Genomic DNA, 6647 nt, shown 5'->3' with positions numbered 1-6647 from the left:
CCGGGCCGCGGCAGCGGCGGCCGGCCGGGCGGCGGCACCCGGCGCATCGGTGCGCGGTACTGGGGGTCGTCGCCATTCATCACAAAGACTCTACTTATCGCTCGTCGTTCGGGGCGGTCGTGCGACGGATCGATCTCGGTCCGGCGCGCCGAAGCCAGTGCCCCTCCGTCCGAGCACTCCTTATGAATTCGCCTGTGCTGATTCACTGTTATCGCCGGGCCGGGAACAGTTGGGTCACGAATGGATCGGCGCAGGTCGGCCGCCCGGGCTCGGTTCGCCTGCCGGACCGGACGACTTTTTCGGAATTCGCCCGCCGCGGATGTCGAGAACGCGTAGACGGCTCCGTCCCAGGGGCACAGCGGCCAGAATGGGCCGAACCACATCGAGGAGATCAAGATGGCCAAGTACCTGCTGCTCAAGCACTATCGCGGCGGCCCGACCCCGGCCGTGGACTACGCGCCCATGGACCAGTGGACCCCCGCGGAGGTCGACGCGCATATCCAATTCATGCGCGATTTCGCGGCCCGGCTGGAGCAGACGGGCGAGTTCGTCGACACCCAGGCGCTGGCCCCCGAGGGCGCGTTCGTGCGGTACGACGGGGAGGGGCGAGCGCCGGTGACCGACGGGCCGTTCGCCGAGACCAAAGACCTGATCGCCGGTTGGTACATCATCGATGTCGACTCGTGGGACCGTGCGGTGGAGCTGGCGCGCGAGCTGTCCGCGGCACCCGGGCCCGGCGGCGAGCCGATCTGCGAATGGCTCGAGGTGCGGCCGTTCTACGGTGTGCCGGCGACCATCACGGAGTGACGACGGTGGACGAGGCGTTGCTGCGCACGCTCACGCCCGCTGTACTCGGGATCCTCGTCCGCCGCGGCGCAGACTTCGCGGCGGCCGAGGATGCCGTGCAGGAGGCGCTGATCGAAGCGCTGCGGGGCTGGCCGGACGAGCCGCCGCGGGATCCCAGGGGCTGGCTGGTCGCGGTGGCCTGGCGCAAATTCCTCGATGCCGCCCGCGCCGAAACGTCGCGGCGCAGACGGGAGGAACTCGTCGAGGTCGAACCCGCACCCGGTCCGGCCGAGTCCGCGGACGACACGCTGCAGCTGTATTTCCTGTGCGCACATCCGTCGCTGACACCGGCTTCGGCCGTCGCGCTCACCTTGCGCGCGGTCGGCGGCCTGACCACACGGCAGATCGCGCAGGCCTACTTGGTGCCGGAAGCGACTATGGCGCAACGGATCAGCCGGGCCAAAAGGACCGTGTCGAGCGTCCGGCTGAACCGGGCCGGGGATGTCGCGACCGTGCTGCGCGTGCTCTACCTGGTGTTCAACGAGGGCTACTCCGGTGACGTCGATCTCGCGGCCGAGGCGATCCGGCTCACCCGCCAGCTGGCGGCCGTGACCGCGCACGAGGAGGTCGCCGGTCTGCTCGCGCTCATGCTGCTGCATCACGCGCGTCGCCCGGCCCGGACCAGCGCCGACGGCAGTCTCGTGCCGCTCGCCGAACAGGACCGCGCCCGGTGGGACACCCGCCTGATCGCCGAAGGCGTCGACATCCTCCAAACCGCCCTGGCCCGCGACCGGCTCGGCGAGTTCCAGGCCCAAGCCGCCATCGCCGCGCTGCACGCCGACGCCCAGACCGCCGAGGAGACCGACTGGGTGCAGATCGTGGAGTGGTACGACGAATTGGTGGCACTCACCGGCAGTCCGGTCGCGCGCCTCAACCGCGCCGTCGCGGTGGGCGCGGCCGACGGGCCGCGTGCCGGACTGGCCGCCCTCGCTGAACTCGACCCCGCGCTGCCCAGGTACACCGCCGTCGAGGCCTACCTGCGCGAACGCGACGGCGACCCGGAAGCCGCCGCCCGGCTCTACGGCGAAGCCGCCCTCGCCGCCACATCCCTCCCGGAACGCGCACACCTCACCCGCCAAGCCGCCCGGCTCAACGGAGAACTGCGGGACAGGCCGAGTTGACCGTGCCGGAACGCGCACACGTCCTCCGCCAATGCTGCGCGATATGCGGCCGCTACCTGCCCTGGTGCGCGGTGGGTTGCCGTGGGCCGGCAGCTGCTGCCTGCTGTTTCGTTGCCGCACAGTCGGTCTCGCGTACTACGGCAACCAGGAGACGTGGCCGCGCAGGGCGGTGTAGCCGAGGTAGGCGACGGCGTCGATGGTGGCGTGTGCGAGTACGAGCGGCCACAATTTGTTCGTGCGCTGCCAGTAGCGTCCGAACACCAAGCCCATCACCACGTTTCCGATGCCGCCGCCGAGGCCCTGGTACAGGTGGTAGCTGCCGCGCAGCAGCGCCGAGGCGAACAGCGCGGAATTCTCCGACCAGCCGAGCCTGCGCAACCGGGTGATCAGGAACGCGACCACGATGATCTCTTCGGCCAGCGAGTTCGCGCACGCGGACAGGATCAGCGCGGGCAACCGCCACCAGTGGTCGCCGATCGAGGCGGGCACGATCGTCACGCTCAGCCCCAGCGCGTGCGCGGTCAGATACAGGCCCAGGCCCGGCAGGCCGATCACGGCGGCCAGCACCAAGCCGGGCAGCACATCCGCGCGGAACCGCACGCGCGCCGCCAGCCCGATCAGTCGCGGTCCGATTCCGCTGCGCCACAACAGATACAACCCGAGCGCCGCCCACCCCAGCAGCCGCGCCACACTCAGCAGCTGAAACAGCAGGTCGATGATCGACTGGGCCGAGCGCGACGGATTCAACGCGACCGTGCGACCACCCACGCCGCCCGGTGCGAGCGCGCTCTCCACCAGTGACAACGCCGCGTTGAGCCCGCTCAACCCGAAGGTGACCACGAGCACGACCGCGATCTCGAGCTTGATCCCGAGCCGCTCCCGCCCGGTCAGCTCCGCCGACTCGTCATCAACCGCACCACGCATCCCTCGAATCTATTGCCCGGCCCGGTCCGCGTCGCGCCACGCACCGCCACGGACCATGCAGAGCGGGCTATCGCGGAGTGCGGGGACTGCGGGGAATGCGTTATCGCCGTGCGCGGAGATACGGGGAGCGCGTTATTGCCGAGCGCGGAGATACGGGGAGCGCGTTGTTGCCGAGCGCAGGGACTGCGGAGCGCGTTATTGCCGTGCGCAGGGACTGCGGAGAGCCGCGCTATCGCCGTGCGCGATGACTGAGGAGCGGGTTATCGCCGTGCGCAGGCAGGGACTGGAAGCAGCGCGTCTTCTCCGAGTATGGGGTGAGGGAGAGTCCGTCGCCCCTGGTCGAGCCGGTGCGGTGCCTGGCCTGGCGTCGGCGGTGGTTCAGATGCGGCGCAGGCCAGTTGAGGAAGGAGAGCAGCCTGCGAGCGCGCACCCCGCGGCTGAGCGCCTCGATATCGTCGGCGGGTGTCAACGGGAGCCGGAAATCGTGGTCGCCGTCGCGCCCCGAGCGCGGGGTGAGGGAGAGCCTGTCGGCCCCTGGTCGAGCCGGTGCGGTGCCTGGCCTGGCGTCGGCGGTGGTTCAGATGCGGCGCAGGCCGTTGAGGAAGGGGCAGCCTGCGAGGGTGCGCACCGCGCGGCTGAGCGCCTCGATATCGTCGGCGGGGGAGGTGAAGGGGAGCCGGAAATCGTGGTCGCCGTCGCGCCCTTCGACGCGCAGCGTGAGTCCGTAGCGGTCGATCGCGAGCGGATGCACGATGCCGTGCTGCAGGCGCGGCGGCAGATGCCTGGCCAGCTGCGCGACCACGTCGGCATGGTCGGCGTCCATGTGCTGCAACCACGCGGATTCCAAGGTGCAGAACGGATCCGGCTGGGCCAGCCGCAGTTCGTCGACGCTGACCGACTCGGCGCCGGTGGAGTCGGCGACCACCGCGGAGTTGATCACCAGCCGCAGCAGCGTCGCGGTGTGGCCGACATCGAGCAGTCCCGGATCGGGGTTCTCCTTGGCGACTTCGGTGGCCAGCGCGCGCTGCGCCTGCGTCGGCACCGCACGCACCCAGCCGCGCAACCACACCAGCGCGCGCACCGGCTCGCGCAGCGGCAGCGGCGCGTGATCGGTGAGTTCCAATACCGCGGGGGCGCCCGCGTCCGGTGAATTCCCGGCCAGCACCGCGGCCACCGACGTGGTCGGCACCGCGATCACGGCGTCGCCGCATTCGCGCACGTGATGGACCGAGATCGGCGTCGGATCGATGCCGGGCATGGCCAGCACGGCGTGTTCGGCATGCGCGCAGGCACTGCGCACCCGCTCGGCCGTGGACGGCGCGACGGTCGGTGTCGGACGCGGCATACAAACCTCCGTGGTCGGGTTCTGCTCGCCTCGCTCGGCGCTCAATTAGGTTACCCTAAGCTAAGTGACGTGGGGGACATCCGCAAGCGTTACCGCCACCCTGATCCTGAGAATTCACCCGCGGACCCGGACGCGTACCCGGTTGTTACGGTGGTTCGGTGGCGCACGGATCGGAATCAGCGAGCGAACCGGTACTCGTGGCATTGACCGTGCCCGCACGGCGCAGCCTGATCGAAGGTCTGGTCCGCACCCCGCGGGCCGAGGTCCCGGTGCCCGTCCTCGACGCGGACGCGCCCGACGCCGAGATCGCCGAATTCCTGGCCGGCATCGTGCACACCGACTCCGGTTTCGTCGCCCGCACCGGCTCCGGCGACCGCGCCCTGGCCATCATCGCCGCCACCGCCGCCGCCCTCTGCGGTGAAGACATCCCGGCCGCCCTCGCCCACCCCGATCTCCCCTTCCTGACCGGCCTGAAACCCCCAGCGGTAGAAGCGCTCCGCGCCGTGCTGCTCGCCATCGAAACCGACGACCCGGACACCCTCACCGCAGCCCTGACACCCCTGGCCACCTCCTGAACCGGGGGTGACGGGAGGGCGAGGTGGGGATGGGGACGCGGTGAATCTCGGGAGGGTCGGCGGCGGACGCAAGTAAGGTCGTAACCGTGCCGCGTATCGCGTACTTCGGGCCCTCCGGAACCTTCACCGAGATGGCCCTCGCCGACCTCGAGATCTCGGGAGCCTTCGAAGGGGCTGTCGAGCGTGTCGCCGCGCCCAGTCAGGGCGCCGCGCTGGAGCTGATCCGTAGCGGAGACGTCGACGGCGCGGTGGTGCCGATCGAGAGCTCCGTGGAGGGTTCGATCTCCGCGACACTCGATTCCCTGGCGATCGGTCCGCGGTTACAGATCGTCGCGGAAACCGAGCTGGAGGTGACCTTCACGATCCTGGGCCGCCCCGGCGCCACCCTTGCCGAGGTGCGCACGCTGGCCGCCTATCCGGTGGCCGCCGCGCAGGTCCGGGAATGGGTCGCCCGCGAGTTGCCGCAGGCGCAGCCCTATACGTCGGCGTCCAATGCCGCGGCCGCCGAGGACGTCGCGGCGGGTAAGGCCGATGCCGCCGTGTCGACCGCGCTGGCCGGGCAACGGCTCGGTTTGATCGCGCTGGCCACCGGTGTCGCCGATGTCGAGCAGGCGATCACCCGCTTCGTGCTGGTGACTCCGCCTCGGGTGGCGCCGCCGGCCACCGGGGCCGACCGGACCTCGATCGTGCTCGAACTGCCGAACGAACCCGGGTCGCTGATGCGCGCCTTCGCCGAATTCGCCACGCGCGGTATCGATTTGACCAGGATCGAGTCCAGGCCGACCCGGACCGGGATGGGCACCTACCGCTTCTATCTCGACTGCGTCGGACATATCGATGACATCGCGGTCGCCGAGGCCCTCAAGGCCTTACACCGCACGGCCCGGATCCGGTTTCTCGGTTCCTGGCCCGCGACCTCGGCGACCGGCACGCCGCCGCCGTCCGACGAGCCCGCGGCGGCGTGGCTGACCCAGCTGCGAAAGGGGGTGGCGGATCTGTGAGTACACAGGATTCCGACCGCACGATCGGCCCGGCCAAGTTGGTGCTGGTCCGGCACGGCGAGACCGAGGGCAACGTAGCGAAGTTGCTCGACACCCAGGTGCCCGGTTTGCCGCTCACCGAACGCGGTGCGGCACAGGCGAAGACGTTCGGCGAGACCCTGCTGACGCCGCCGCGCGTGCTGTTCTGCTCGGCGGCGTTGCGCGCCCGGCAGACCGCGGGCTACATCGAGGCCGCGACCGGCGTGCCCGCCACCGTCCTGGACAACCTGCAGGAGGTGCAGGCCGGTGACCTGGAGGGGCTGCACAGCGAGGAAGCGCACCTGTTCTTCCAGCGCATCTACCGCGCCTGGCACGAGGGCGATCTGGACGAACGTATCCCGGGCGGGGAATCCGGCAACGACATCCTGGCCCGGTTCTTCCCCGTGATCGAAGACCTGCGCGAGCGCTACCTGTCCGGCTCCAGCGAGGGCGATGTCGTGCTGGTGAACCATGGTGCCGCCATGCGCCTGGTCTCCCGCTACCTGGCCGACGTCCGCCCGCCCTTCACCACGAACAACCATCTCGACAACACCGAAACCATCGAACTGGTCCCGCTCCCCGACGGCGGTTGGAGTTGCATCCGCTGGGGCCGCTACACCCCACCCTTCGGCTACGACGTCTCGCCCACCCCGACGACCCGATGGGCTGACCCGCGCACGAATCCACCTCCCGCGCAAGGTTTTCTCGTCCCGCGACGACCCGGTGGGCTGACCCGCGCGCACGAGTTCACCTCCCGCGCGCCGTTTCGCATCCCGCGCGCAAAATCGCCGACCATTCCGTGCGCAGCGAGCTGAAA

At 70.2% G+C, this 6647-nt stretch carries 7 protein-coding genes and 1 pseudogene; 5 read left to right on the top strand and 3 right to left on the bottom strand.

Annotated features, from left to right (window positions below; genetic code table 11):
• The coding region (locus tag NBRGI_RS49170) for a hypothetical protein (RefSeq protein WP_148310887.1) at positions 1-404 on the bottom strand (404 nt) is incomplete at its 3' end.
• Between NBRGI_RS49170 and NBRGI_RS20600 the strand changes: the two genes are divergently transcribed.
• Positions 397-807 carry a YciI family protein gene (locus NBRGI_RS20600; RefSeq protein ID WP_029898740.1) on the top strand — a complete coding sequence of 137 codons (411 nt, stop codon included), beginning with the start codon at positions 397-399 and terminating at the stop codon, positions 805-807. The two genes, NBRGI_RS49170 and NBRGI_RS20600, sit on opposite strands and share 8 nt — an antisense overlap.
• Before the next feature lie 5 nt (positions 808-812).
• The gene (locus tag NBRGI_RS20595; RefSeq protein WP_029898739.1) at positions 813-1967 is read left to right on the top strand and encodes an RNA polymerase sigma factor; all 1155 of its coding nucleotides are present in this window, start codon (positions 813-815) and stop codon (positions 1965-1967) included.
• A 135-nt stretch (positions 1968-2102) separates the two neighbouring features.
• Here NBRGI_RS20595 and NBRGI_RS20590 read toward each other — a convergent pair whose 3' ends face one another.
• Together NBRGI_RS20590 and NBRGI_RS20585 are read right to left on the bottom strand one after the other, a co-directional pair.
• Positions 2103-2891: a CPBP family intramembrane glutamic endopeptidase gene (locus NBRGI_RS20590; RefSeq protein ID WP_029898738.1), complete on the bottom strand. Its 789-nt coding sequence runs from the start codon at positions 2889-2891 to the stop codon at positions 2103-2105.
• Between the two features lie 577 nt (positions 2892-3468).
• Positions 3469-4236, bottom strand: coding sequence for a DUF2470 domain-containing protein (locus tag NBRGI_RS20585; RefSeq protein ID WP_014980918.1), 768 nt, complete (start codon positions 4234-4236; stop codon positions 3469-3471).
• A gap of 158 nt (positions 4237-4394) precedes the next feature.
• Here NBRGI_RS20585 and NBRGI_RS20580 point away from each other — a divergent pair, with 158 nt between their 5' ends.
• The 3 genes and pseudogenes from NBRGI_RS20580 (at position 4395) to NBRGI_RS20570 (ending at position 6500) form a co-directional block, all read left to right on the top strand.
• Entirely contained in the window at positions 4395-4811 is a 417-nt protein-coding gene (locus NBRGI_RS20580; RefSeq protein WP_029898737.1) for a hypothetical protein, read from the top strand.
• Positions 4812-4897: 86 nt separating this feature from the next.
• Positions 4898-5812: a prephenate dehydratase gene (gene pheA, locus NBRGI_RS20575; protein WP_029898736.1), complete on the top strand. Its 915-nt coding sequence runs from the start codon at positions 4898-4900 to the stop codon at positions 5810-5812.
• A pseudogene (locus tag NBRGI_RS20570) lies at positions 5809-6500 on the top strand (histidine phosphatase family protein). The gene pheA and the pseudogene NBRGI_RS20570 overlap by 4 nt, the downstream one beginning before the upstream one ends.
• Positions 6501-6647: the final 147 nt, after the last annotated feature.

The organism is Nocardia brasiliensis IFM 10847, assembly GCF_000710915.1.
In the GTDB taxonomy this organism is placed as follows: Bacteria; Actinomycetota; Actinomycetes; order Mycobacteriales; family Mycobacteriaceae; genus Nocardia; species Nocardia brasiliensis_A.
Note: the sequence above shows the minus strand (reverse complement) of the source record. Positions and strands in the feature narration are given on the sequence as shown.

Excerpts from the sequence above, each read along its gene's own strand:
- NBRGI_RS20600 (WP_029898740.1), top strand. The coding sequence starts at position 397 with ATGGCCAAGTACCTGCTGCTCAAGCACTATCGCGGCGGCCCGACCCCG.
- NBRGI_RS20590 (WP_029898738.1), bottom strand. The coding sequence starts at position 2,891 with ATGCGTGGTGCGGTTGATGACGAGTCGGCGGAGCTGACCGGGCGGGAG.
- NBRGI_RS20585 (WP_014980918.1), bottom strand. The coding sequence starts at position 4,236 with ATGCCGCGTCCGACACCGACCGTCGCGCCGTCCACGGCCGAGCGGGTG.